The organism is Streptomyces sp. NPDC058371 (genome assembly GCF_042723265.1).
In the GTDB taxonomy this organism is placed as follows: Bacteria; Actinomycetota; Actinomycetes; order Streptomycetales; family Streptomycetaceae; genus Streptomyces.
Genome location: NZ_JBHXJC010000010.1, coordinates 117,413 through 140,094, shown reverse-complemented (window position 1 = coordinate 140,094; position 22,682 = coordinate 117,413). Strand labels below are relative to the sequence as shown.

20 protein-coding genes and 1 pseudogene are annotated in these 22,682 nt (G+C 71.0%); 14 read left to right on the top strand and 7 right to left on the bottom strand.

The features are described from left to right. The first annotated feature begins 9 nt into the window (after positions 1-9). Positions 10-1,368, top strand: coding sequence for a DNA cytosine methyltransferase (locus ACFWM2_RS26820; protein ID WP_383284941.1), 1,359 nt, complete (start codon positions 10-12; stop codon positions 1,366-1,368). 265 nt (positions 1,369-1,633) lie between these two features. Here the strand turns inward: ACFWM2_RS26820 and ACFWM2_RS26815 are convergent, their stop codons facing one another. Both ACFWM2_RS26815 and ACFWM2_RS26810 read right to left on the bottom strand, forming a co-directional pair. Further along, complete coding sequence (locus ACFWM2_RS26815; RefSeq protein WP_383284938.1) at positions 1,634-2,650, bottom strand: SEC-C domain-containing protein; 1,017 nt, start codon at positions 2,648-2,650, stop codon at positions 1,634-1,636. A gap of 197 nt (positions 2,651-2,847) precedes the next feature. Then, positions 2,848-3,282 carry a DUF3592 domain-containing protein gene (locus ACFWM2_RS26810; RefSeq protein WP_383284935.1) on the bottom strand — a complete coding sequence of 145 codons (435 nt, stop codon included), beginning with the start codon at positions 3,280-3,282 and terminating at the stop codon, positions 2,848-2,850. A 145-nt stretch (positions 3,283-3,427) separates the two neighbouring features. Between ACFWM2_RS26810 and ACFWM2_RS26805 the strand changes: the two genes are divergently transcribed. Genes ACFWM2_RS26805 through ACFWM2_RS26795 form a run of 3 tightly spaced genes read left to right on the top strand, consistent with a single transcriptional unit; the run spans position 3,428 to position 5,948 of the window. After that, on the top strand, positions 3,428-4,231 hold the full coding sequence (locus tag ACFWM2_RS26805) for a class E sortase (protein WP_383284933.1): 804 nt from the start codon (positions 3,428-3,430) through the stop codon (positions 4,229-4,231). Between the two features lie 11 nt (positions 4,232-4,242). Further along, on the top strand, positions 4,243-4,449 hold the full coding sequence (locus ACFWM2_RS26800) for a DUF3311 domain-containing protein (protein ID WP_383284930.1): 207 nt from the start codon (positions 4,243-4,245) through the stop codon (positions 4,447-4,449). After that, positions 4,446-5,948 carry a sodium:solute symporter gene (locus ACFWM2_RS26795; protein ID WP_383284927.1) on the top strand — a complete coding sequence of 501 codons (1,503 nt, stop codon included), beginning with the start codon at positions 4,446-4,448 and terminating at the stop codon, positions 5,946-5,948. Before ACFWM2_RS26800 ends, ACFWM2_RS26795 begins: the two co-directional genes overlap by 4 nt. On the opposite strand, the gene ACFWM2_RS26790 is transcribed toward ACFWM2_RS26795, so the two are convergent. Then, on the bottom strand, positions 5,917-7,308 hold the full coding sequence (locus tag ACFWM2_RS26790; protein ID WP_383284924.1) for an MFS transporter: 1,392 nt from the start codon (positions 7,306-7,308) through the stop codon (positions 5,917-5,919). The two genes, ACFWM2_RS26795 and ACFWM2_RS26790, sit on opposite strands and share 32 nt — an antisense overlap. 113 nt (positions 7,309-7,421) lie before the next feature. On the opposite strand from ACFWM2_RS26790, the gene ACFWM2_RS26785 reads away from it, so the two are divergent. From ACFWM2_RS26785 to ACFWM2_RS26770, 4 genes and pseudogenes are all read left to right on the top strand, one after another. Continuing rightward, positions 7,422-7,949, top strand: coding sequence for a winged helix-turn-helix transcriptional regulator (locus ACFWM2_RS26785; protein WP_383284921.1), 528 nt, complete (start codon positions 7,422-7,424; stop codon positions 7,947-7,949). 113 nt (positions 7,950-8,062) lie between these two features. After that, positions 8,063-8,380 (top strand): DUF6412 domain-containing protein, encoded by a 318-nt coding sequence (locus ACFWM2_RS26780; protein WP_383284918.1) that lies wholly within the window; start codon positions 8,063-8,065, stop codon positions 8,378-8,380. Positions 8,381-8,475: 95 nt separating this feature from the next. After that, positions 8,476-9,207 (top strand): annotated as a pseudogene (locus tag ACFWM2_RS26775) (YidC/Oxa1 family membrane protein insertase); the annotation flags it as partial. Positions 9,208-9,407: 200 nt separating this feature from the next. Then, positions 9,408-10,265, top strand: a complete 858-nt coding sequence (locus ACFWM2_RS26770) for a fumarylacetoacetate hydrolase family protein (RefSeq protein ID WP_383284915.1) — start codon at positions 9,408-9,410, stop codon at positions 10,263-10,265. 152 nt (positions 10,266-10,417) lie between these two features. Here ACFWM2_RS26770 and ACFWM2_RS26765 read toward each other — a convergent pair whose 3' ends face one another. Beyond that, positions 10,418-10,894, bottom strand: coding sequence for a heme-degrading domain-containing protein (locus ACFWM2_RS26765; RefSeq protein ID WP_383284912.1), 477 nt, complete (start codon positions 10,892-10,894; stop codon positions 10,418-10,420). Next, on the bottom strand, positions 10,891-11,985 hold the full coding sequence (locus tag ACFWM2_RS26760) for a Gfo/Idh/MocA family oxidoreductase (RefSeq protein ID WP_383284909.1): 1,095 nt from the start codon (positions 11,983-11,985) through the stop codon (positions 10,891-10,893). The genes ACFWM2_RS26765 and ACFWM2_RS26760 overlap by 4 nt, the downstream gene beginning before the upstream one ends. Before the next feature lie 56 nt (positions 11,986-12,041). Here ACFWM2_RS26760 and ACFWM2_RS26755 point away from each other — a divergent pair, with 56 nt between their 5' ends. The 6 genes from ACFWM2_RS26755 to ACFWM2_RS26730 all read left to right on the top strand — a co-directional run bounded on the left by ACFWM2_RS26755 (position 12,042) and on the right by ACFWM2_RS26730 (position 18,263). Continuing rightward, entirely contained in the window at positions 12,042-13,208 is a 1,167-nt protein-coding gene (locus tag ACFWM2_RS26755; protein ID WP_383284906.1) for an ROK family protein, read from the top strand. Positions 13,209-13,561: 353 nt separating this feature from the next. After that, a complete protein-coding gene (locus ACFWM2_RS26750) occupies positions 13,562-14,398 on the top strand; it encodes a hypothetical protein (RefSeq protein ID WP_383284903.1) in 837 nt (278 codons plus the stop codon). Positions 14,399-14,613: 215 nt separating this feature from the next. Then, the gene (locus ACFWM2_RS26745; protein ID WP_383284900.1) at positions 14,614-15,393 is read left to right on the top strand and encodes an HAD-IIA family hydrolase; all 780 of its coding nucleotides are present in this window, start codon (positions 14,614-14,616) and stop codon (positions 15,391-15,393) included. 254 nt (positions 15,394-15,647) lie between these two features. After that, positions 15,648-16,208 carry a hypothetical protein gene (locus ACFWM2_RS26740; protein ID WP_383284897.1) on the top strand — a complete coding sequence of 187 codons (561 nt, stop codon included), beginning with the start codon at positions 15,648-15,650 and terminating at the stop codon, positions 16,206-16,208. A gap of 11 nt (positions 16,209-16,219) precedes the next feature. After that, the gene (locus tag ACFWM2_RS26735; protein WP_383284895.1) at positions 16,220-16,885 is read left to right on the top strand and encodes a class F sortase; all 666 of its coding nucleotides are present in this window, start codon (positions 16,220-16,222) and stop codon (positions 16,883-16,885) included. Between the two features lie 358 nt (positions 16,886-17,243). Then, positions 17,244-18,263: a glycoside hydrolase family 6 protein gene (locus ACFWM2_RS26730; protein WP_383284892.1), complete on the top strand. Its 1,020-nt coding sequence runs from the start codon at positions 17,244-17,246 to the stop codon at positions 18,261-18,263. A gap of 166 nt (positions 18,264-18,429) precedes the next feature. Here ACFWM2_RS26730 and ACFWM2_RS26725 read toward each other — a convergent pair whose 3' ends face one another. Both ACFWM2_RS26725 and ACFWM2_RS26720 read right to left on the bottom strand, forming a co-directional pair. Next, the gene (locus ACFWM2_RS26725) at positions 18,430-20,367 is read right to left on the bottom strand and encodes a galactose oxidase-like domain-containing protein (RefSeq protein ID WP_383284889.1); all 1,938 of its coding nucleotides are present in this window, start codon (positions 20,365-20,367) and stop codon (positions 18,430-18,432) included. Next, positions 20,364-22,307 carry a glycosyltransferase family 2 protein gene (locus ACFWM2_RS26720; protein ID WP_383284886.1) on the bottom strand — a complete coding sequence of 648 codons (1,944 nt, stop codon included), beginning with the start codon at positions 22,305-22,307 and terminating at the stop codon, positions 20,364-20,366. The genes ACFWM2_RS26725 and ACFWM2_RS26720 overlap by 4 nt, the downstream gene beginning before the upstream one ends. Positions 22,308-22,682: the final 375 nt, after the last annotated feature.

The window sequence follows — 22,682 nt, the reverse complement described above, 5'->3', positions numbered from 1 at the left end:
GATCACCCCATGCAAGCGTTCCCTCCCGGCAACCCCAAGATGATCACCGTCCTAGATCTGTTCTCGGGCTGTGGTGGCTTCACCCAGGGATTTCACGAGTTCCGGCCCGAGGGAGAAGAAGACGGTGGGCCGGTTTTCCGAAGCGTCTCGGCGGTCGAGCACAACGCCGCCGCGGCTGCCACGTACGCGGTCAACTTCGGCAGTGGTCGGCTCGACGAGCGACTTCCTCCCGCCCGCGTCCACTTCGGGGACATCGAGAAGTGGGAGCCGACCGAGGACGACCTGCATGCGGACGTGGTGGTCGGCGGGCCCCCATGCCAGGGCTTCTCGGCGCTGAACCGGAACAAGAAGGGCACGGAGCGCAACCGCCTGTGGGAGGAATATGTTCGCATTGTCGCGAGTGTCCGCCCAAAGGTCTTCGTGATCGAGAATGTCGATCGCTTCCTCAAGTCGGATGAGTTCCGCAACCTGCTCGGAGAGGTTGAAGAAGGCGGCAAGTTGGCCGACTACCGGCTGGTCGACCCCCCGGGGCACGCGCTTGCGGACACGGAAGAACAGAAGATCAAGCGTTACCTGCTCAACGCGGCGGACTACGGTGCGGTTCAAGCACGCCGGCGCACCATCGTCATCGGCGTACGTAAGGACATCGACAACGGTCATGCGATGTCCTACCCCACCCCGGCGCGCAGGCGGCGCCCGAGAAACGGGTTGGATGGCGCTGCGCAGACACTCGACGGTGTCGCCAGGCGACCCCTCTACTGGGAAGCCGTGGACCAGGTTTTCGAGGAGTCCGCGAAACTCCGGCTCTCAGGCACCGAGCTCCCCGACGGCGAGGAGCGCATCGAAGAGATCGGCTTGGACATTCCAGGCATCTTCACAACCGATGATCTCCACTTCAGGCGCCAACCGAAGCAACTCTCGGTGGCGCGCTACCTTGCCATTCCTCCGGGCGGGAATCGCAAGGACCTGGAAGGAAAGTGGTACACAGTGGACGAGGACGGCGCATTTGAGTTCTACACCGTCCCGAGTCCCGTGGGTGTGAAGACCGCGGTCGAGTACCTTTCGACCGAGAGCTGGGACAATCACACGACCGGCACCGGCGACGTCATGGGCCGGCTCCGACTCGGCGAGCCATCCGTCACGATCCGTACCGAGTTCTTCAAGCCGGAAAAGGGCCGCTATCTCCACCCGACGGAGCCCCGCCCGATCACCCACTACGAGGCCGCCCGCATTCAAGGCTTTCCCCGACACTTTCGTTGGTGCGGCTCGAAGACGGAGATCGCGAAGCAAATCGGCAACGCGGTTCCGATTCCGCTGGGAATGGCAGTCGCTTCAGCCATTCACGCTTGTCTGCGGTATTCGGCCTGACTGTGCGGTTGTTCAGCCTCGTTCTGGGACTGCGGTCATCGACCTGTGGCGCCCTGAGCAGGGTCATGGCTTGACATGTGACGTAGCGAAGCGGGCTGAGTGCGGCGCTTCTGTCGGCTGTCACGGGTCAAGCAGCGCTCGTGCGTTGGGAAAGGCCCGTCAACTTCTCCTCGCTGGACGGGTGCTCCTCCCATGGAGGAGCACCGCGGGCATCGCCCCGGTCAGCAAGCCGAAAAGCGCGAAATGTCCCAACATGGCGCCCAGGTCACTCGCGAGCCCCGTGGCACTCCCCATACCCCCGCCCCGACCCGCACCAGCAAACATCCCCCCGCTGCGGGGGCCAGGCGACCGCTCGTCCTCGGGCCGCCAGTGTTGTCGCGTACTGCGGTAGCAGGGTCGCGTCGGCCGGGGATGACGCTTCCGAGGCGGCGAAGGCCTCGTACGACGGGACCGTGCCGGTGACGATGCCGAGGTTCGGGGTGCCGGAGGCGGCGAGTTCGCGGAGGGACGCCTCTATCGTCGCGAGGTGCTCCTCGTGGGAGGGGTACTCCTCGGAGAGGGTCGGGTACGCCGACAGGAGTTCGGTCAGTTCGGCCGCCGGCCAGTGGAGGATCGCGACCGGGAACGGGCGGGAGAGGGCCTCGCGGGCCGTGGTGAGTTCGGACTGGAGTCGGGCGATCTCGGCCTGGAGCTCGGCCGGGTTGCTCGAGCCGAGTGACCAGACCCGCTTGGGGTCGTGCAGCTCGTCCAGGGACACCGGCGCCGTGTGCAGCGTGTCCGCCAGCGCGTCCCAGTCGTCGTGGCCGAGTCCGAGCATGCGGCGCACCCGGTGGCGGCCGAAGAGCAGGGGATACGTCGCGTACGGCGGCTCGGACACCCCGGTCAGGAGGAACCGCGCGCCCTGCGTGAACGTCTCCTGCGCCGCCTCCAGCTCGTCGTGCGACTCCAGGGCCTCCGCCACGATCACCCAGGCCGCCGGGTCCCGGGGGGACGACGCGCGGACGCCCTCGATGATCGCCCTCGCCTCGGCCTCATGGCCGTACTCCCACAGGTTGGCCGCCTTGAGGGCCCGTACCAGTTGAGGGTTCTCCAGCGGGGTGGAGGAGGACAGCAGGCTGTCGTAGAGCGACGTCGCGCGCGGGCGCTCGCCTGACAGTTCGAGGTGGGCCGCGGCCTGCACGAGCAGGTGTTCGGCGTCCTCGGGGTAGAGGCCGGCAGTACGTTCCAGGCGGGCTGCTTCGGCGTTGTGGTCGACGTTTTCGGCAGACGTGTCGGGGCGCATGGGTGACACCGTACTGCCGTTGCCCCACGAAAAAGAGATCCCTGCAGGCCAGGGACGGTCGAGAGCAGGCCTTGGGACAAGAAGAGGGACAGGTGGAGGGACGGGAGGAGGGGCAGGCCGAGGGACAGGCGGAGAGGTAGACCCGAGGGTGGGCCCCGCGACGGGTCGGGGTACGTCGTCCGCAGGCCACGGACGTGTCAGAAGTAGCCGTCCGGCAGCAGCGTCGAGATGCGGATCAGGACCGCCGTCAGCGAACCCGCCCACAGCAGGACACCGGCCCACACGCCCAGCACCGCCGACCGGTAGCGGTCCGGCGTGTCCAGGGCCACCGAGTCGGGGGCGCCCGGTGTGCACAGGAGCCGCACCCGGCTGCCCTCCGGCAGGGCGTGCGCGCCGACGGTGTCGGGGACGGGCCGCTCGTACTCCTTCCCGTCGTCACCGGTCCAGCGGACGATCGGGTGCAGAGCGGCGTACGTCGCCTCACGGGACGCCAGGTGACCGGTGACCACGCCCTCCTTGCGGCGGGCGGTGCGGCGCAGCACGTGTTCGGTGATGGCCGTCATGCCCTGCTGCCCCGTCACGGCGAGACCGGCGATGAAGGGGATCAGGGCCAGGAACCAGTACGCACTCATGGCTGGGGAGCCTATGCGGCCCGTGAATTGCGGCCGCCCCCGGTACCGGGCACCCCCGCCCCCGCCCCCGGGCACCCTGGCCCCCGCCCCTGGAGACTTCCGCACGCACCCCCTATCCTGCGCCCCCGGTGAAGGAGGCGTACGGATGCGGGCTCCCGGGATCGTGCACCACGCCACGCGGCGGCGACGGGCCGCGTACCGGCGGGCGTTGTGGAGCGGCGGCGAGGTCCTCGTCACCGTCGGCGTGGTGCTGCTGCTCCTCGTCGCGCACCAGCTGTGGTGGACCAACCGGCAGGCCAGGCAAGGGGCAGAGCGCAAGGTCGAGGCGCTGGAGCGGGAGTGGGACCGGCCGGCCCAGGGCACCGCGAACGGCTCGGCGCCCAGTGAAGGCACCGGCTCCGGCCAGGACACCGGTTCCGGCCGGGACACCCGCTCCGGAGGCGGCGGATCCGACGACGGCGGGAAGCAGGCCGCCGCTACCCGCCAACAGCCCCACTGGTCCCAGGCCTACGCCGTCCTCACCATCCCCCGGCTCTCGCTCCGCGTCCCCGTCGCCGAGGGTGTCAGCAAGCCGAACGTGCTCAACAAGGGGTACGTGGGCCACTACCCCGGGACCCAACAGCCCGGCCAGGCAGGGAACTTCGCGCTCGCCGGGCACCGGAACACCCACGGTGAACCCTTCCGGTACCTCAACCGACTCCGGCCCCACGACACGGTCGAGGTGGAGACCGCGGCCGCCGTCTACACGTACACCGTCGACAAGACCCTTCCGCAGACCTCGGCGAGGGACGGCGGAGTCATCCGCACCACGCCCCGCAGCAACGTGCGGCCCTCGTACGGGTACGACGAGCCCGGGTACTACATCACCCTCACCACCTGCACCCCCGAGTACACCTCCCGCTACCGCCTGGTGGTGTGGGGGCAGCTGCGCTCCATGCGGCCTCGCTAAGGTCCCCTCATGTGAAACCACGTCTCCACCACCTGTGGCTCCTGACGCCCTTCGTCCTCTTCCTCGGCGTGCTGCCGTTCGTGAACCGGGTCGACCCGGTGCTGCTCGGCCTCCCGTTCCTCTTCGTCTGGCTGCTGGGGGCGACCGTGCTCACCCCGCTCGCCGTCTGGCTGACCTGGCGCGGGGACAAGAAGGGGCGGGGGGCGGGGCGGGCATGAGCAACTCCACTGTCGCCACCACCGTGTTCGGCGTCTTCATGGCCGCCACCGTCGCCCTGGGTCTGCTCGCCGTGCGCGGCCGCGGCGGGGGCCAGGGCGGGCTCGCCGAGTGGTCGGTGGGCGGGCGCAGTCTCGGGGCCGTGTTCATCTGGGTGCTGATGGCGGGGGAGTCATACACCAGCTTCAGCTATCTGGGGGCCGCCGGCTGGGGATACAACTACGGCGCCCCGGTCCTCTACGTGGTCGCCTACATGTCCTGCGGATACGCGGTGGGATATCTGGTGGGCCCCATGCTCCACGGGTACGCCCGGCGGCACGGACTCGTCGGCATCACCGACATGATCGCCCACCGGTACGGCCGCCCCTGGGCCGGAGCGCTGATCGCCGTCCTCGCCACGGCCTGTCTGCTGCCCTACATCCAGCTCCAGATCACCGGCATGGGCGTGGTCGTCTCGACCATCTCGTACGGGGCCGTCAGCCTCAACTGGGCCTACTTCATCGCGTTCGCCGTCACCACGGCCTTCGTCGTCGTCAGCGGGCTGCGCGGCAGCGCGTGGGTCTCCGTGCTGAAGGACGTGCTCGTCATCGGGACCCTCGGCTTCCTCGCCGTCTACGTCCCGATGCACTACTTCGACGGGTACGGCGACTTCCTGGACCGGCTCGTCACGCAGAAGCGGGAGTGGCTGACCCTGCCCGGGCACGGCGGCGGCGACAGCAGCCTGGGCACCCCGTGGTTCGTCACCACCTCGCTCCTCAACGCGCTCACGGTGGTCATCTTCCCGACCACCGTGGCCGGTTACCTCGGCGCCCGCGACGGGGACGCCCTGCGCCGCAACGCGATCTGGCTGCCCGCGTACAACCTGCTGCTCTTCGTGCCGATGCTGCTGGGCATGGCCGCGCTCTTCGTGGTCCCGGGGCTGACCGGCGCCGGGTCCAACCTCGCGCTGTTCCGGCTGGTGGTGGACTCCCTGCCGGCCTGGGCGGTGGGGCTCATCGGGGTCGCCGCGGCCCTCTCCTCGATCGTGCCGATGGCCGTGTTCATGCTGGTCATCGGGACGATGTGGGGACGGAGCGTGCTCTCGCACGTGCCCCGATGGCGGGAGCGGCAGAAGCTCGCCTCGCAGGCCGTCGTCGTGGTCGCCGGCACGGTCGCGCTGATCATGACGTACACGGTGCCCAACACCCTCGTACGGCTGTCGCTCATCTCGTACGAGGGGATGGCGCAGCTCGTGCCGATGCTGCTGCTCGGCCTGGTGTGGCGGCGGTTCACGCTCACGGCGGCGCTCAGTGGTCTGGTGGCCGGCGGTGGACTGGTGTGCTGGCTGGTGTTCAGCGACCGGGATCCCGTGTTCGGGGTGAACGCCGGGATCGTCGCGCTGGCGGTCAATCTCGTGGTCGCGCTCGTCGTGGCGTACGCCGGCGTCGGCGCCCGGGGCGACGAGCGGCCCGATGGCGAGGTCCTCGCGGTCAGCCCCGCTCCCGGAGCACCAGCACGCTGACGGTCGCCAGGGCGGCGAGGCCGGCCGAGACCGCCATCGCGAGGTCCGCGCCGCGGGCCAAGGAGCCCTGGGACGTCACGAGCGCGATGGTGAGGGCGACCCCGGCGCACGAGCCGATGTACCGGAAGGTCTGCTGCGCGCCCGAGCCCATCGCCGCCCGGTCGGCCGGGACCGCCTCCACGGACAGCAGCGGCAGCGCCGCGTTGAGGAGGCCGCTGCCCACGCCGGCGACCAGCAGCCCCGGCAGCAGGCGTACCCAGGAGCCCGCGTCGACCGCGCCCAGCATCGCCAGCGCGCCGGCGCCGTGCAGTGCGAACCCCAGCGCCAGCTGGTTGCGCGGCGAGACCCGGCCCGCGAGGCGCCTGGCCTGGAGCGCCACCGCGAAGGATAGTCCGGACCACAGGAGGAACAGCCACGCGGTGTCCATCACCGACAGACCGAGCGTCTGCTGGAGCAGCGTCGGCAGATAGCTGAGCAGGCCGATCACGGCCAGACCCGTGAACAGGCCGCCCGCGGACGAGGCCAGGAAGCGCGGCCGCCGGAGCAGACCGAGGTCGATCATCGGCGCCCGGCCGCGCCGCTCGACGGCGACGAAGGCGGCGGTCAGCAGCACGGCCGCGGCGAACAGCAGCCCCACCGGCGCGCGCAGCCACCCGTCGCGGCCCAGGGTCAGCGCGGCCACCAGCGACGCGAGCGCGAGGCTGAAGACGAGGGCGCCCGCGAGGTCGGGGCGCCCGCCGCGGGGTGCGCGGGACTCGGTGAGCGCGCGGGCCCCGAGGGCCGCGACGACCAGCAGGGCGGCGCCCAGGATCCCGTACGCGGTACGCCAGTTGGGCAGGGAGCCTGCTAGCAGCGGGCCGACCGCGATGCCACCGCTGACGAACGCGCCCCACACGCCGGTCGCGTGCAGCCGGCCGCGCGGGGTCGGGAAGGCGTGCACCAGCAGGCCCAGGCTGCTGGCGAGGACGGCCGCGCTCGCCGCGCCCTGGGCGATCCGGGCCAGCGTGAACATCCAGGTCGAGGAGGCGAGCGCGCCCAGCGCGGTGGTGATGCCGAGGGCGACCGTGCCGGACAGGAAGATCCGGCGGCGGCCGTAGTCGTCCGCGAGGCTGCCGGCGACCAGGAGCAGCGCGGCGAGGCCGAGCGGGGTGCCGTTGAGCAGCCAGGCCTGGGCGGAGACGGAGGTGTGCAGCGCGGCGGCGGTGTCGGGGAGCGTGAACATCGGCGCGGTGTACGTCATCAGGGCCAGGGCGGTGGCGGCGCTGGTGACGACGAGGGTGGCGGCGCCGCGCGGGGTCTCCCGCGCCGGGGCCGCCCGGCGGGCGGGGGCGGTGACTGCGGTGCGGTCGAGCTGTGTCATGGCCTGGCCTTCGGATGAGTAGGTTCGGTCATTGAACTTGCAGTACAGGTCGACGGTAGCACTCCAGGTTCGTTCATTGAACCTATGTGTCGAAAAGTGGCTACAGTGGGGCCATGGCTCTCGGCAAGGACTACGCGACGCAGGACTGCTCGATCGCCCGCGCGCTCGAGGTTGTCGGCGAGCGGTGGACCCTCCTCATCGTGCGCGACGCGCTCTACGGCGTACGGCGCTACAACGACTTCCTCGTCCACCTGGGGATCCCGCGCGCGGTCCTCGCCGCCCGCCTCCAGGCGCTGACCACCGTGGGCGTCCTGGAAAAGCGCCGCTACCAGGACTCGCCGCCGCGCGACGAGTACGTGCTGACCGAACGCGGCATCGCCCTGTGGCCCACGCTGCGCTCACTCGGCCTGTGGCGCCGCGAGCAATTCTCGGAGACGCAGCTGCGCCACTTCCGGCACGCGGACTGCGGCACGGAGCTGGGCCCGTACGGCGAATGCCCGGCCTGCGGAATCGTCGTCCCCGTCCCGGACGTCGAGATGACAGCAGGCCCCGGGCTCGACCCGGACCCGGCGAATCCGGTCAGCCGTGCGCTGTTCGCACCGAGGCGGCTCCTTCAGCCGCTCGAGGCGGATCCTGTATAACGGCAGGACCACTACGCGCACGACAGGGCCGAAGCGCACGCCACGACCAAGGCGTACGACAGGACCGCACCGCGTAGGGCGGGACCGCAACGCATACGAAGGGGGAGCGGCCGATGATCCGGACCTGGGCGAACATGCGCCCCGCCGCGCTGCTGCTCCTGCTTCTCGTCGAGGTGGCCGTGCTCGACAGCGGCAGCCTCTCCGCCGCCGTCGCCGTCGCGTTCACCGCCACCGCCGCGGCCGGCTCCGCGCTCGCCGACTGCGCGTTCCTGACCTCGCGCTGCGCGCCCGCCGTACCGCGTACGCGTGTACGGACGGCCATCCGCGACCGCGAGCACCGTACGGCCTTCCTGCCGCAGCGTGATCCCGACGCATCGGGGCGCAGGCGCCCCCGAGCGCCCGGGCGTGCCCTCCTGACGGCCGCCGCGTAGGGACCCACGCTCGAGTTCACCACCGCGTACCCCGCGCGGGCCGTCATGCCGACATCAGTACGTCCGGCACGACGAGACCCCCGGAGGGCTCATCCATGTCCGCTTTCATGTCCGTTTTCGCCAGTCTGGTCGAGCACCTCGCCGACCTGCTCCAGCCGGTGTTCCACGCCTCCGCGGCGGCCGCCGCGATCGTCCTGTTCACCGCGCTCGTACGGCTCCTGGTGCACCCCCTGTCCCGGGCGTCGGCGCGCGGCCAGCGGGCGCGGGCCCGGCTCCAGCCGCAGATCGCCGAGCTGCGCAAGAAGCACGGCAAGAACTCCGAGAACCTCCAGAAGGCGGTGCTGGCGCTGCACGCCGAGGAGAAGGTGTCGCCGCTGTCCGGGTGCCTGCCCAGCCTCTTCCAGATGCCGGCCTTCTTCCTCCTCTACCACCTGTTCTCCAGCACGACGATCGGCGGCGAGGCGAACGCGCTGCTCGGGCACACGCTGTTCACGGCCCCGCTCGGGGGCCGGTGGGCGGACGCGCTGGGTGACGGCGGGATCTTCGGCGCGCAGGGGCTCGTCTATCTCTGCCTGTTCGCGCTCGTCGCCGTCGTCGCGACCTTCAACTACCGGCGCACCAAGGCGATGATGGCCGCCACGTCCGCGGCCGCCGCGGCTCCGGCGGCCGACGGCACGCAGGTGCCCGGACTCGGTTCGATCAACAAGATCATGCCGTTCATGTCCTTCTTCACGCTCTTCACGGTCGCGGTGGTGCCCCTGGCCGCCGCGCTGTACGTGGTGACCAGTGCGACGTGGAGCGCGGTCGAGCGGGCGGCGCTGTACCGCGACATGCCGGGTGCCGCACCGGCGACGGCGGCCCTCGTCCAGGGCCGGTCCGGCGACGGGTCACGCCGGGGGTTGCGGAGCGGTGGGGTCCAGTCCGTGAACTGGGTATTGCGGACTGGACGCCAAGCTTGGAGGATCGACCAGTCCTCCGATGGCTGCACCCGTCGGTCGGGACGCCGCGATCGAGGGAGACTGTGATCATGAAGCTGCTGCGAGTCGGTACGGCAGGGGCGGAGCGGCCGGCGCTGCTCGACGCCGACGGAACGCTCCGGGACCTGTCGGGCGTCGTCACGGATATCGACGGACCGCTGCTCGCGGACACCGCGGCGCTCGGCCGGATCCGTTCTGCCGCCGAGGCCGGTGAGCTGCCCGCGCTGGACGCCGACGGGCTGCGCGTCGGACCGCCGCTGGCCGGGATCGGCAAGGTCGTGTGCATCGGCCTGAACTACCACGACCACGCCCGCGAGACCGGCGCCGAGCCGCCCGCCGAGCCGGTGATCTTCTTCAAGGCGGCGGACACGGTGGTCGGCCCGACCGACACGGTGCTCGTGCCGCGCAACTCGGTCAAGACGGACTGGGAGGTGGAGCTGGCGGTCGTGATCGGCCGTACGGCCCGCTATCTGGAGTCCCACGAGGAGGCGCTCGCGCACGTCGCGGGGTACGCGGTGGCGCACGACGTCTCCGAGCGCGAGTTCCAGATCGAGCGCGGCGGGACCTGGGACAAGGGCAAGAACTGCGAGACGTTCAACCCGCTGGGCCCCTGGCTGGTGACCGCGGACGAGGTGCCCGACCCGCAGGCCCTCTCACTCAGGCTCTGGGTCAACGGCGAGCTGAAGCAGAACGGTACGACGGCCGAGCAGATCTTCTCCGTCGCCGAAGTCGTCCGCTACGTAAGCCAGTTCATGACGCTCTACCCGGGCGACATCATCAACACCGGTACGCCGGCCGGGGTCGCCCTCGGGCAGCCCGAGCCCAAGCCGTATCTGCGCGGCGGGGACGTGGTGGAGCTGGAGATCGAGGGGCTGGGGCGGCAGCGGCAGGAGTTCAAGCAGGCGTAGGCGCTCCGCTGGTGCACCAGGAAACCACGGTCGGGTCGGGGTCGGTCCGGATGCGTCGCCGGGTGCGGGTTTCGTTGTGGCTGGGCGCGCAGTTCCCCGCGCCCCTGGGCCGGGACGCCCTTGACGGGCGGCCCGGCCCAGGCGCGTCGGGCCTACTCCGCGATGAAGCGCTCCAGGGCCTCCACCACCAGGGCGTGGTCCTCGATCTGGGGGAGGCCGGAGACCACCACCGTGCCGATGACGCCCGCGCCCTCGACGGCGATCGGGAACGCGCCGCCGTGCGCCGCGTACGCGTCGAGGTCGAGGCGGGAGGACTCCTCGAAGGTCGTGCCCTTGGCGCGGAAGCGGGAGCCGACCAGATACGAGGAGCAGCCGTAGCGCTCGACGACCCGGCGCTTGCGGTCGATCCAGGCGTCGTTGTCCGGGGTCGAGCCGGGCAGCGCCGCGTGGAAGAGCTGCTGGCCGCCGCGGCGGATGTCGACGGCGACGGGGGCGCTCCGCTCCCGGGCCAGCTCGACCAGCAGCGCACCGAGGGCCCACGCGTCGTCGTGCGTGAAGTGCGGGAGCGTCAACCGGCGTTCCTGCTCCTCGAGTTCGGGGATCGTGGGAGTGGCGGTGGAGGTGCTCACAGGGACACCACCGCACCCGTGTCGGCGGAGCGGCGCGCGGCCTCCAGGACGTCGAGCGCGGCCGCGGCCTCCAGCGCGGTGACCGGGTTCGGGCCGCCGTCGCGGAGGGCGGCGGCCACCGCCTCGTAGTAGGCGGGGTACGCGCCCGGCAGCGTCGGCTCGGGACGGCCGCCGCCGGTCAGCGGGGACTCGCCGGCGCCGACGCGGCCCCACAGGGCCTCGGGCTCGACACCCCAGTTCGCCGAACTCCCGGGCCGCTTGCCGTCGCGGAGGTCCGCCTCCTGCGGGTCGAGGCCGTACTTCACATAGCCGGCGCTCGATCCCAGCACCCGGAAGCGCGGGCCGAGTTGGGCGGTCGTGGCGGAGACGTAGAGGTGCGAGCGGACGCCGTTGGTGTGCGTGATCGCGATGAACGTGTCGTCGTCGGCCTCGGCGCCGGGGCGGCGTACGTCCGACTCGGCGTAGACCTGCGCGGCCGGGCCGAAGGCGACCAGGGCCTGGTCGACGACATGGCTGCCGAGGTCGTAGAGAAGACCTCCGATCTCTGCCGGGTCGCCGGACTCGCGCCAGCCGCCCTTGGGCTGCGGACGCCAGCGCTCGAAACGGGACTCGAAGCGGTACACGTCGCCGAGTTCGCCCTCGGCGACGAGCTTGCGGAGGGTCAGGAAGTCGTTGTCCCAGCGGCGGTTCTGGAAGACCGAGAGCAGCAGACCGCGTTCGTCGGCGAGGGCGGCGAGCTCGCGGGCCTCGGCCGCCGTGCCGGCGAGCGGCTTGTCGACCACGACCGGGAGGCCGGCCTTGAGGGCGGCGGTGGCGATCGGGACGTGCGTCTTGTTCGGGGACGCGATGACGATCAGGTCGAGCTCGTCGGCGCGCGGCCACAGGTCGTCGGGCGACGCGGCGAACCGGATGCCGTCGCCGAACTCGGCCCGGGCCTCCGCCTGCCGCTCCGGGTTCGAGGTCACGATCGTGTCCAGGGCGAGGCCCTCGGTCGCGGCGATCAGCGGGGCGTGGAAGACGGAGCCCGCCAGACCGTAGCCGACCAGGCCTACGCGGAGGGGGGTGCCGGGGTCAGAACCAGTGCCAGTCATGCCTCCACTTTCGCAACGCTGTTGCCAAAGTGCAAGTGCGGGGGACAATGGCGTACGTGAACAGGACGAACGCGGAGACCGGAGTGGGCCGGCCGGGGGTACGGGGCCGCGGCGCGGAGGCGGGGGTGAACCTGCTGGCGCTGCGCAGCCACAACGGAGCGCTGGTGCTCGCCCTGCTGCGCACGGCCGGGCCGGCCGGCATCAGCCGCCTCGAACTCGCCGAGCGCACCGGGCTCACCCCGCAGGCCGTCAGCAAGATCACCGCACGGCTGCGGGCGGAGGGCCTGGCGGCGGAGGCCGGCCGTCGCGCGTCGACGGGCGGCAAACCGCGCACGGTGCTGCGGCTGGTGCCGGAGGCCGGCCACGCGGTCGGGCTGCACCTCGACCGGGACGAGCTGACGGCGGTCCTGTGCGACCTCACCGGAACGGTGGTCGCCCGCCGGCGGGTTCCGCTGGGCCTCGGGGCGGGGGCGGAGGCCGTCTTCTCGGGAGCCGCGCAGGAGGTGGAGTCGCTGCTCGCGGAGGTGCCGGCGGCCGCCTCCGTGCTCGGCGTCGGCGTGGCGCTGCCCGGCCCGCTCGACCACGCCCACGGGGTGCTGCACCGGGTCACCGGCTTCCCCGAGTGGGACGGGTTCCCGCTGCGGGACGCGCTGACGCGGCGGCTCGGCGTCCCGGTGGTCGTGGACAAGGACACCAACGCGGCCGCGCTCGGTCTGGCGCTCGGCCTCGCGGGGGGCGGATCGGTCGGGGCCGGGTACGGGTCGTTCGCGTATCTGCATCTCGGTACGGGGCTCGGGGCGGGCCTGGTGATCGGCGGGGCGGTGCACCGGGGGGCGCGGACGGGCGCCGGGGAGTTCGGACACCAGGTCATCCAGCTGGACGGGCCCGTGTGCACCTGCGGCAACCGCGGCTGCATCGAGGCGTTGTGCCTCGCCGCGGTGGCGGCCGGCGCGGTGGACGAGGCGGCGCGGGTCCTCGGCACGGGCGCCGCGAACCTCGCCGGGCTGCTCGACATCGACCTCGTCCTCCTCGGCGGCCGCACCGTCGCCGCCCACCCGGAGCCCTTCGTACGAGGGGTCGGGGCCGTCCTCGACGAACGCGCCAGGCGCGAGGGCCTGGACGCGGCGGTCCCGGTCCGCATCGCCCCCGGCGAGGCCCGCGGCGTCGCGGAGGGCGCGGCCCAACTCCTCCTCGCCCCGCTGTTCGGGCGGGCGGAGGGGTGAAGCGGGCGGGGTGATCCCGGGCTGCCGGGTCTCCGGGGGGACCGGCCCCCGGACCGCCGGGCGCCCGTGTTCGGCCGGATCCGCGCCCCGGAGGGGATGGGTGTTCCCGGGCTGCCGGGTGTCCTGGGGGACCGGGACCCGGACCGCCGGGCGCCCGTGTCCGGCCGGACCCGCGCCCCGGAGGGGATGGGCCGCGGGTGGCCGGCCCCGGGCCACCGGGCGCCCGTGCTCCGTCGAACCGGGCGGGCACGCCCGCCGCCCGCGTCCACTGCGCTGATCGAGGGGACTTGAGGCGCCGTCCGGGGCGTCTTGGGCGTGGCAGACCCTGAGGTGCGGTGTGTATGGCGGGTCATATGTTCATGCGACTGTGCACGTCTCTGTCCCTCGCCGTTGCCGCCGCAGCAGCCGTCACCTGCGGCCCCGCCCCGAACGCCGCCCTGGCGCACGCCGCGCCCCACCTGGCCGTCGTCGCCCGCGCCCAGGGCACCGCCCAGGGCACCGCCCGCGATCGCCGGCCCACCTGTGCCACCCCCGGGGCCCGCGCCTTCCCCCTCACCACCCGGGTCCACGGTGGTCCTGGGGCGTACGAACCCGGGGGCGGGGACGGGACCTGGTACATCGATCTCACCAACACCACCGCGCACCCCTGCGGGAACATCCACCCGGTCGTGCTCCTCGTCGACGGCAAGAGGGAGCTGCGGCCCGCGCAGGTGCGGCTGGAGTTCTACGAGGGGACGCGGCCGCATGCCGTGCCCTTCACGCGGACGGACGACGACGAGCTCGTCGGGGCCTTCGACGGCGGGTTCCCGGGATTCACCGTGGCGCCCGGCCGGACCCTCAGCGTGAAGGTGCGGCTGAACGTCACCTCCGACGCGGCCGTCCCCAACGACATCGTGGCCAACGCCGCCGTCGTGCAGCGGCACAGCGACGACGGCGAATGGGTCGGCCAGTCGAACGACTACCGCTTCCGGATCGACGACGACCCGGACGCCACCGCCACGGAGTCCGCGTCCGGCGACCCCACCGCGTCCGGCGACGGCGCATCCGACGGCACGTCGGCCGCGGACGAACTCGCCAGCACCGGCCCCGGCGCACCGCACGGACTCGGAGTCGTCATCGGAGGCCTGCTGCTCGCCGCGGGCGGCGTGCTCCTGGTCGTCTCGCGCCGCGCACTGCGCGGGCGCCGCTGAGCCGGGCGGCCCGCGACCTGACGCCGATGCGCAGACCGCGCCGTGACCCCTGATCCGTGAGCAGGCCGGCCCATGGACGGACCGGAGATCTTCGAACCCGAGTGGGCCGAGAGCGACAACCACCTGCTGGGTTGCCTCGCGAACCGGAGGACCGTGATCGGTGGCTGATCGCTAGGCTGAGGCGGACGCAGCACCGCGTACGGCAGGAGAACGGCATGGCAGACCGCAAGCCCATCGAATCGTGGCTCACCGACATGGACGGTGTGCTCATCCACGAGGGCGTGCCGATCCCCGGCGCCGACGCCTTCATCAAGAAGCTGCGGGAGTCCGGGCGCCCCTTCCTGGTGCTGACCAACAACTCCATCTACACCGCCCGTGACCTGCACGCCAGGCTCCAGCGCATGGGCCTTGACGTGCCGGTCGAGAACATCTGGACCTCCGCCCTCGCCACCGCCAAGTTCCTGGAGGACCAGCGGCCCGGCGGCACGGCGTACGTCATCGGCGAGGCGGGTCTGACCACCGCCCTGCACGACATCGGGTACGTGCTCACCGACCACGAGCCGGACTACGTGGTGCTCGGCGAGACCCGTACGTACTCCTTCGAGGCCATGACGAAGGCGGTCCGGCTGATCAACGCCGGCGCCCGTTTCATCTGCACCAACCCGGACGAGACCGGCCCCTCGACGGAGGGCCCGCTGCCCGCCACCGGCGCGGTCGCCGCCCTGATCACCAAGGCGACCGGCAAGCAGCCGTACTTCGCAGGCAAGCCGAACCCGCTGATGATGCGGACGGGTCTGAACGCCATCGGGGCGCACTCCGAGACCAGCGCCATGATCGGCGACCGGATGGACACGGACGTGCTCGCCGGCCTCGAGGCCGGGATGGAGACGTTCCTGGTGCTCACCGGGCTCACCACGCCCGCCGAGATCGAGAAGTACCCGTACCGCCCCTCCTCGGTCGTGGACTCGATCGCGGACCTCGTCGACCGCATCTGAGCCCTCGCGGACCCGGTCGACTGCGTCCGAGTCCCGGTCGCGGACCCGGTCGGCCGTGCCGGAGGCGATCTCGGCCGCGTCGGAGGCGACCGCGGAGCTCGTCGACCGCGTCCGGGCCGGATTTCCGGCCGGGGCCGCGGTCCGGATTCCATGCCTCGAGCGGCCGGATTCCGCTCGAACGGAGCAGCGATTGCCCTCCCCGGGATGCGCGGGGCGCCCCGCGGGAGCACTCTCCAGGTATCTGGAGGTTCACGATGGGTTCACTGCGACTCACTCTCTGTGCCGGGGCGGTCCTCGCCGCCGCGTTCACTCCCGCGGCGTACGCCGCGCCCATGGCGTACGCGGGCGACGCGGGCGTCTCCGTCACACCGTCCACCCCGGCTCCCGGCGGCGACATCTCGCTGCGGGCGACCGGCTGCAAGGGCAAGACGGGCACCGCGACATCCCCTGCGTTCGTCTCGGACGCCCGGCTCACGGGCAAGGACGGTGCGCTCACCGGCGACACCCGCGTGCTCTCGTCGCTGTCGCCCGGCACCTACGACATCAAGGTCACCTGCGACGGCTTCGACGACAAGGTGAAGGGCACCTTCACGGTCGCCGACCGGAGCGGTTCCAGCCATCCCGCCTCGTCCGCCCCGGCCTCGCCGGTGGCGCCCGTGCACGCGGGCGGCGGCGGCACCGCCCACTTCGCCTCCGTCGACACCCGGTCGACCGGCCCCGGTACCCGGCAGGCCCTGGTCGGCCTGGTCCTCGCGAGCGTCGCAGCGGTGGCCGTAGCGGTGCGCAGCGCCCGCCGGGGCCGCGGCGCCGAATAAGGGGACCCGCCATGTCCGACCGGGAGCGTTCTTCCGGCTCCGGGCGCCTGATGACGGGCGTCGCCTGGGCGGTACTGCTGCTCGGGCTGTGGCTCTGGGGCCGCGAGGTGACCGACGTACGGCACGGGATATCGGCGCCGACCACGGGTGACGTGGCGGCGGTCGGCCGACCGTGGGGTGTCGAACTGCCGCCCGCGCACAAGCCGTTGGGCCAGGCGCGTCCGCAGCGCGTGGACATTCCGGCGATGGGGGTCCAGGCCCCGGTCGTGACCAGCGGCCTGGACGGGCAGGGGGCGATCGAGCCACCGCCCTACGACCAGGCGGGCGTGGTCGGCTGGTACGCGGCCGGCGTCCAGCCAGGCGCCGCCGGCACGGCCCTCTTCGTGGGCCACGTCGACACCGAGACCCGGCCCGCCGTCTTCTACAAGCTCAGCTCGGTACGGCCCGGCGACACGGTCCGGGTGATCCGCGACGACGGCACGGTCGCCGAGTTCACCGTCGACGACGTCCAGGTCATCCCGCGTGACCGCTTCGACGCCCAACAGGCGTACGGGGCAAGGAAGTCGGGCCGGGCCGAACTGCGGCTCGTGACCTGCGGCGGCACCTTCGACCGGGCCAGCAGCTCGTACACGGCGAACGTGGTCGTGTCCGCGTATCTCACGGGCAGCGGACTCTGAGCCGTACCCGTGCGACGCGGGAACGGCCCACCCGACCCGGTCGGCGACCCGCTCCCCCCCGGAGCCGCCGACCGGGCCGGTCCTCGACCGCGCTCGCTCGGGTTGCGGGAGTAACCCGGCGACCGGCACGGGAGGTTCCGGTGGGTGCGTCCGAACCTCGCACATGAGGTGACGAGCCAGGGTCTGGGGGCCGTATGGCACGACTCTAGAACGGCCGGGCGTCCCGGCCTGGAAGAGAGTCGGACAGCCGGCGCCCGGGGCTGTAACAGCTCGCAGACAAGGACCGTGCGACCTCGTGGCCGAGGCGTCGCGTATGTCAGGATTGAGCCTTCGGGCAGTACAGCCAAGGGGGAGTTGGATGTACGGCGGCAGGCAGGCCGGGGCGCGCGCGTCCGTGGCGGTGGCGGGGGCGGCACTGCTGCTCGCGGGGTGTTTCTCCACCGGGGACGAGGGCGACAAGAACGACGGATCCGGCTCCAGGATCACCCAGCAGCCCAAGGACACTGACCCGTACTGGGTCAATCCGGACGGCAACGCGGCGGAGCAGGTCGCCGCGTACGAGAAGTCCGGCAGGAAGGACGACGCGCAGCAGATCCGCAAGATCGCCGAGCAGCCGACCGGCGAGTGGATCGGCCCGGAGAACCCGGAACAGGAGGCGCGCGGCTTCACCGAGGCGGCCGAGAAGGCCGACCGGTCCGCCCTTCTCGTCCTCTACAACATCCCGCACCGCGACTGCGGCCAGTTCTCCCGGGGCGGCGCCGCCGACGGCGCCGCCTACCGGAGCTGGATCGACGGGGTCGCCCGGGGCATCGGGGACCGGCCCGCCACGATCGTCCTGGAACCGGACGCGATCCTGCACCTGGTCAACCAGTGCACCCCGGCCGAGTTCCACGAGGAGCGCTACGACCTCCTCAAGGGCGCTGTCAGCACGCTCACTTCGCTGAAGAACACCAAGGTCTACCTGGACGCGGGCAACGCGGGCTGGGGCCACCCCGACCAGATCTTCCAGCCGCTCCAGCGAGCCGGGGTCGGCGCGGCCGACGGCTTCGCGGTCAACGTCTCCAACTTCTACTCGACCAAGGAATCCATCGCCTACGGGAGGCAGTTGTCCGCGAAGGTCGGCGACAAGCACTTCGTGATCGACACCAGCCGTAACGGCAACGGACCGTATACGGGCGGCAAGGCGGACGAGAACTGGTGCAATCCGCCGGGGCGTGCGCTGGGGGAGGCGCCGGCCACGAAGACCGACGACCCCCTCGTCGACGCCTATCTCTGGGTCAAGCGCCCCGGCGAATCGGACGGAGCCTGCAAGGGCGGCCCCAAGGCCGGCCAGTGGTGGCCGGCCTACGCCCTGAAGCTGGCCAAAGCCTCCGGCTGACGGCAGGCGACAGGCGGCAGGGCCCCCGCGCCCCGTCAGGGGCGCGGGCAACTGCGCGCCCCGCCACAGCGCAGACCCGCAGTCAAGGCACCCCGCCCAGCCCCGCCAGGGGCGCGACCGTCCCCCACGCACCCGCAGTCGAAGAGGGCGCCCACCCGGCGGAGCGCTAAGTCACCTTCACCCACTGCGCCTTGGACGGCGTCCCCTGGTCGTCCGTGACGAAGAGCATGTACCAGCCGGACTCCACGAGGTTCCGGTTCTTCGGGATCGTCACCGTGACCCCGTCCTTCGTCTTCGTGAGGTCCAGCGCGATGGACCGCTGATCGGTGTCGGTGACATGCGTGGACGCGCTCGGCCGGATCAGCCGGGCCGACTTCAGCGACGAGGCGTGCGCCGACGTGAACGTCGCCGAGCCGCCGCGCGCGACGGTCTTCGGACCGCCGGAGAGCGAGGGCCGCGCGTCGCGGTAGAGATACGGCGGGGTGTAGATCTCGATCCGCTGCTCGAACGTACCGGGCTTGGTGTTGCCCTTGTCCGCGTAGAGCGAGTCGGAGCCGAAGAACATCACCCGGCCGTCGGGCAGCAGGATCGACCCCGAGTGGTAGTTGCGCCCCACCAGCGGGTCGGCGACCCGGTCGAAGGTGTTGTTCTTCCCGTCGTAGATCCGCGCCTGGAGGATGTTGGAGTCGCCGCGCCCGCGGTAGTCCTCGGAGCCGCCGGACACCAGCACGGTGTCGTCGGGCAGGATCGAGTACTGCGGATAGCGGGTGCCCTTCTCCAGCTCGGGCCCTTCGGTGAACTCCGGCTGCGTGTCCAGCAGATCGATGAGCCGGGTCCGCTTGCTGGACTTGGCCGACTCGCCGACCCCGCCGCCCCCGATGACCAGGTATTTCTCGTCCTGCGCGGGCGGCAGCAGCACCGTGCCCGAGGTCTCAAGGAGCTTCGGGTCGCTCATGCCGGGGAGCTTGGTGAACTCGTTGGTCGCCAGGTCCCAGACGCCGGGGTCGCGGCCCACGTCGGCCGGTCCGTAGCCGGCGTTCGACCCCGAGTAGAACAGCTTGCCGTTCTGCATCAGGGTGATCGCCGGATAGGTCGGGAACTGCCGGGTGCCCCGGGTGTACGTCCACTTCTTGGTCTTGGGGTCGAAGACCTCGTTCTTGCCCGGCACCAGCTGGCCGATCTCGTCCAGGCCGGAGAGGCTGAGGACCTTGCCGTCCGACAGCGTGGTGAGCGTCGGGTACCAGCGGGCCTCGTTCATCGGGTCGACCTTGATGTACTTCTCGGCGACCGGGTCGAACTCGAAGGCGTCGCGGATCCCCTGGAAGTCCTTCTTGTCGAGGGCCAGCTTCTGCGCGATGCCATAGGTGTTGCGGGCCTCGGAGCCGGTCAGGCCCTGGATCCGGTAGTTGTCCTGGGTGCCCGTCTCGTACTTCTTGCCGCTCTTCTGCGCCTCGACGTAGATCCGGCCGAGGCCCGGGTCGTTGCGCAGGAACTTGCCGGTCGCCTTGTCGAAGACCTTCTTGGCCCGCGGCACGAGCACCGGGTCCTTCGACACGAACGTCCTGCCGTTCTCCTTGCCGGTGAACCGGGTGCCGGCGGGCAGGGTGATGGGCCGGTCCGGGTTCTCGTTGTGGACGATCATCAGGCCGCCGGCCTTGGTGACATCCCCCTTCAGCTTCTCGTACCGCTTGGTGCCGCCGGCGATCAGCAGATTGCCGTTGGCGAGCTGCGTGTGCCCCGTGCAGAACAGGTCCTTGGGCGTCGGCACCGTCTTGACGGTCCCCTTGACCGGGTCCCAGATCCGGGTGTCGAACTTCTTCGCGTCGAAGTTGTCCTGGTTGTTGCCCGATCCCGCGATCAGCAGGACCTTGCCGGTGTGCAGCAGGGCCGCGTGGATGGTGTTCAGCCGCAGTTCCTCGGGGAACTCGACGACGTCCCAGTGCCCGTTGTCGGCCTTGTACTCGGGTCTGTTGATCTTGTACTCGTGGTACCGCTCGGTTCCGAAGCGGTAGAGCCACGGCCCGTTCATCCCGGCCAGCGCGAGCACCACCGCCGCGCCCACAGCCAGTCGGCGGGCGCGGCGGTGGCCGGCTCGGTCATTCATTTCTTACGTCCCCCCAGGGCGATCTGCATGGTCTGGTCGCCGCTTCCCTGACCTGCCGGGCCGCCCTGACCGCTCTGTGCCGCGGCCCAACTGGGCCGGGGCTGCGGCGCGTGCTGGGCCGGTACGGCGTCCTGCGGTTCCGGCACCGCCGGATTCCGCTTCTCCTGCCGCAGCGTCCAGCGCCACACGAAGATCGGCGAGGCGGTGATCAGCAGGGCGACGGAGGCCCAGGTGAGCATGGCCGGGTGGGAGTGGCCGTAGAGGAAGGAGGCCGCAATCGAACCGGCGAAGACCAGAACGAAGAACAGATGGATCCGGAAGGTCCCGAACAACGTGTCCGGGCTGGCCGAATCCCCCTTGGGAGTCACCACGAACCTGCTCTTGCGACGCAGTACGGCGTCCATCAGCGAGCGCGCGTAGATCGGCGCCGACAGCGCGGACATCACCATGCCGGCCACCCCGCCGGAGCCCTCGGGCTCGTGCGGGGAGACGTTGTGCCGGCGGTTCCAGATGTACAGGCCGATCTGCAGCGCCGAGGCGTTGCCGTACAGCATCAGCCAGATGGTCGGGTCGATGTTCACACCCGAGGCGCCCAGGCCCAGGAACAGCGCACAACTCAGCGCCGCCAGGATCCAGTTGAGGGCCGACATCGGGTAGAAGATGATCATCATCGTGTAGTTGAAGAACCGGCCGGGAGGCAGCGAGTAGAGGCCCTTCCAGTACTGCTTGAGGATCGTCTCGTAGGTGCCTCTGGACCAGCGCAGCTGCTGGGTGAAGAAGTCCGTCCAGGCGTTGGGTCCCTCGCCGACCGCGAGCACGTCGGGCGTGTAGACCGAGCGCCATCTCCGGCCGGTGGCCGGGTTCTTGGCGCGGTGGATCTCGAAGCCGGTCGCCATGTCCTCGGTGATCGAGTCGTACAGACCGCCGATCTGCTTCAGCGCCCTGATGCGTACGGCGTTGGAGGTGCCCACGAACATGGGGGAGCCGTAGAAGTTGCCCGCGCGCTGGATCAGCGCATGGAAGAGGAACTGCTGCGACTCGGCGGCCTTGGTGACGAAGGAGTCGTAATTGCCGTACACCTGCGGGCCGATGACGAAGCCGACGTCCGGGTCACGGAAGAAACCGAGCATCCGCTCCAGGTAGTTGGGCAGCGGCACATGGTCGGTGTCGACCGAGGCGAAGTAGTCGTAGGCGTCGCCGTGGGCTTCCAGCCAGGCGTTGTAGTTGCCGTGCTTGGTCTTCGCGCGGTGCGGGCCCTTGGGCTGGTTCCAGCGTGCGACCCCCTTGCGGGAGAAGTGGTGCACACCGAGGCGCGCGCAGACCGCCTTCACGCCGGGGTCGTCGCCCTCGTCGAGGAGCCATACGTGCAGAAGGCCCCGGTGCCGCAGCCTGACGGCTGCCTCCAGGGTCTTCGTCACCATCTCCAGCGGTTCCTTGCCGGGTACGAACGAGGTGAGGAAGGCGACTCTCGTGCCGGTCTCGGGCACCACCGGGACCGGGTCCCGGGCGACCAGGGTCGCGTGCGCGTTCGACAGCACGTTCAGGCAGCGGAAGAACTCGATCAGGCCGATCGAGACCAGCATCACGATGTCCAGCGCCGGCAGGAAGTCGTAGGCCGGGTAGTCGCGTTGGGTCCAGTGGTCGGGCTGGAGCAGCCAGCCCAGCAGGATCAGGGAGAGCAGCGGGGCCGCCCCCAGCATCAGCGCGGCCCGCAGCCGGTGCGGCTCCTGCGAGAGCAGGGAGCGGTACTGCACCTTGTACGGCCTGCCCGGATCGGGCTGCGTGAGGGGCCCGGCGAGTCTGCTGTAGTGCTCGTAGTCGTATCTCGGAAGTGTCTTCTTGATTCTGCGGAGTCCGCCGGTCCGATGGGCCGGCACTCTCAGCTGGGTAGTCTCTGACGGGTCGAATTCCTGTCGGGCGCCCGTCGGCGTCGACGTCATGAGTCATTCCCCCCACACGCACGGTGAGGTGCGTGTTCGTTGGTTCTGTATCGCCCGCTCGGGTCCCCCTCGACCGTCCCGGACGCATCAGTGGCAGGCCACCGTCACCACGTCTTCCACACCTGTATGGACATGGAACGACGACCTTCCGGTTGCAGGATGCCCCCCTCGGCATCGGTTCATGAGCAGAGCCCCTGGCCCCACCGCGACGCAACCGGTTCGATCCCCCAACTGCCGTGTACCGACAGTCCCTTGAAGCCCAGGGTTCTATGCCGTTCAGCATGATCGCAAGGGACGAAACGCGGTGTTTACCGGTCATACATCGCTGAATGGGACGTGTGTGCGAGAAAGGGCCCCTCGTTGCCGCGGGGGGAC